This is a genomic window from Streptomyces sp. NPDC057654, from assembly GCF_042800135.1.
Lineage (GTDB): Bacteria > Actinomycetota > Actinomycetes > Streptomycetales > Streptomycetaceae > Streptomyces.
On the sequence record NZ_JBHVHQ010001173.1, the window covers coordinates 1 to 2,086 of the forward strand.

Sequence of the window (2,086 nt, forward strand, 5' to 3'; positions counted from 1 at the left end):
CCTCGCGCCGCCAGTGGATCTCGTCGCTCGGCGTGGCCAGGGCGACGAGCACCTCCCGGGCGGAGGGCGCGGCGCTGCGCTCCAGCGCGGTGAGCGCCTCGGCGAGCAGGTCGACGGCGTCCGGGAAGCGGCGGCTGTCGGGGACGAGCAGGCTGGCGCCGCCCGCGGGCCCGCCGGGCGGGGCCCAGTGGGTGTAGCGCCCGGCAGCTCCCCCGCGCCGCCGCCAGCCGTGCCGGGCCAGCAGCGCGCCGAGGACGGCGGGGTCGACGTCCTCGGCGGTCAGGGGACGTGTGGGGTGGACGGGGTGATCGGTCGGCCGGTGCATCAGGGGGTCTCTCCCTCCCCGACCCGCGCCATGATCTCGCAGAGCGCGCGGTCGTCGAAGACGCGCGTGGTCGGAATCCGCACGGTGGTCCTGCGCCTGCCCGTCACCGGGTGTCCGGCCAGGTTGGTCCAGTAGCAGCAGTGCCGCAGTTCGAGACAGTCGTGCCCGGCCCGCAGCCACGCGTCCTGGGTCCGCGGTACGAGCATCACGACGAGGATCTTGTGGACGGCGACCGGGGTGCGCGCGAGCTTGGCGAGGTGGCCGTTGTCGAGGGTGAAGGAGAAGGCGGGGCCGCCGGGGCGGGGCGCGATCTGGTACGTGCATTTGAGCTGCACCTTGATCGTCACCTCGTCGTCGACGGCGTGGCCGGGCGCGCTGTGGCTGACGTGCCAGTCGATGCCGCTGTCCGGAAAGGGCTGGGCCAGCGAGCAGCCCGCGGCGGCGGTGACGGCGTGCAGATAACCGACTTGCAGGGTCTCCATGCAGGCGGTGGTGGCGAGCGAGCCGCGCAGCGGTGCGAGCCGCCCGGGCGGGCGCCCGCCCGGGTCGGGCTGCGTGAGCGCCATGGCCGATTCGACCTCCGGGCTTCACCGATCCATCGGGTCCGTACACCTGTGTTGTCTCCCCGTGAACTAACCGCCAAACAGGGGCGGTTCGGACACGCCGTTCGCCGGGTATCACCCGGTGGGGCGGGGAACCAGCCAACTGCGAGGGGAATGCGAGGAGTTGTGGACAAGCCGTGCTGGTACGAGGGACCGCTCGCCGCCTTCGACACCGAGACCACCGGGGTTGACGTCGAGAACGACCGCATCGTGTCGGCCGCCCTCGTCATGCAGTCCCAGCCGGGCACCGCGCCCGCGATCCGGCGGTGGCTCATCGACCCCGGCGTGCCCGTGCCCGCCGGCGCGACCGAGATACACGGCCTGACCTGGGCGTATCTCCAGCATCACGGCCGCTGGCCGGCGCCGGTGATGGAGGAGGTGGCGCGGGCCCTGGCCGCCGTGTCGGCGCGCGGTACGCCGCTGGTGGTGATGAACGCGCCGTTCGACCTGACGCTGCTCGACCGGGAGCTGCGGCGGCACCGCTCCGCGACGCTGCCGGACTATCTGGGCACGTCCCCGCTGTGCGTGCTGGACCCGCGCGTTCTCGACAAACACCTCGACCGCTACCGCAAGGGCCGCCGCACCCTGACGGACCTGTGCGAGCTGTACGGGGTCGAGCTGACCGGCGCCCACGAGGCCGCGGCCGACGCGCTCGCCGCGATGGAGGTCGTACGGGCGGTGGGCCGCCGCTTCGCGAGCCGGCTCGGGCGGCTGAACGCGGCCGAGCTCCACGCCCGTCAGGCGCTGTGGCACGCGGCCCAGGCGCGCGGCCTCCAGGCGTGGTTCGCGACGCAGGGCGCGCAGGAGGTCTGCGACCCGGCGTGGCCGCTGCGCCCCGAACTCCCGGCCGCCGCCTGAGGGCGCGCTCAGCGGACGCGGCGGGTGGTCCACAGCCCGACGCCCGCCCCGAGCGCGCAGAGCCCCGCCATCACGCTCAGGACCAGTTGCGGGACGCTCTCGCCCATCAGCAGGCTCGCCGCCACATTGACGGCGAGGCAGGCGGTGAACACCGTCCAGAGCGTGGCCCTCATCGCTGCGTTCATGGTCTTTCGCCCTCCGGAGGTCGGACGGCCGGGCGGCCGTTCTCGGACTCCTCGAACGCTAGGCGGGGGCGGTGCGCCCGCACGATGGGGAACGCACCCGTCCCATGGTGTACCTC

Annotated in this window: 3 protein-coding genes and 1 pseudogene; 1 reads left to right on the plus strand and 3 read right to left on the minus strand. The window is 73.8% G+C overall.

What is annotated here, in order from left to right; translation table 11 throughout:
- Positions 1-325 (minus strand): annotated as a pseudogene (locus ACFU99_RS41690) (hypothetical protein); the annotation flags it as partial.
- On the minus strand, positions 325-891 hold the full coding sequence (locus ACFU99_RS41695) for a DUF4365 domain-containing protein (RefSeq protein WP_384403454.1): 567 nt from the start codon (positions 889-891) through the stop codon (positions 325-327). The gene ACFU99_RS41695 and the pseudogene ACFU99_RS41690, both read right to left, overlap by 1 nt.
- 162 nt (positions 892-1,053) lie before the next feature.
- On the opposite strand from ACFU99_RS41695, the gene ACFU99_RS41700 reads away from it, so the two are divergent.
- A complete protein-coding gene (locus ACFU99_RS41700; protein WP_384403457.1) occupies positions 1,054-1,785 on the plus strand; it encodes an exonuclease domain-containing protein in 732 nt (243 codons plus the stop codon).
- Positions 1,786-1,793: 8 nt separating this feature from the next.
- On the opposite strand, the gene ACFU99_RS41705 is transcribed toward ACFU99_RS41700, so the two are convergent.
- On the minus strand, positions 1,794-1,958 hold the full coding sequence (locus tag ACFU99_RS41705) for a hypothetical protein (protein WP_384403461.1): 165 nt from the start codon (positions 1,956-1,958) through the stop codon (positions 1,794-1,796).
- Positions 1,959-2,086: the final 128 nt, after the last annotated feature.

Coding starts and splice junctions, on each gene's coding strand:
- ACFU99_RS41695 (WP_384403454.1), bottom strand. CDS start 891: ATGGCGCTCACGCAGCCCGACCCGGGCGGGCGCCCGCCCGGGCGGCTC.
- ACFU99_RS41705 (WP_384403461.1), bottom strand. CDS start 1,958: ATGAGGGCCACGCTCTGGACGGTGTTCACCGCCTGCCTCGCCGTCAAT.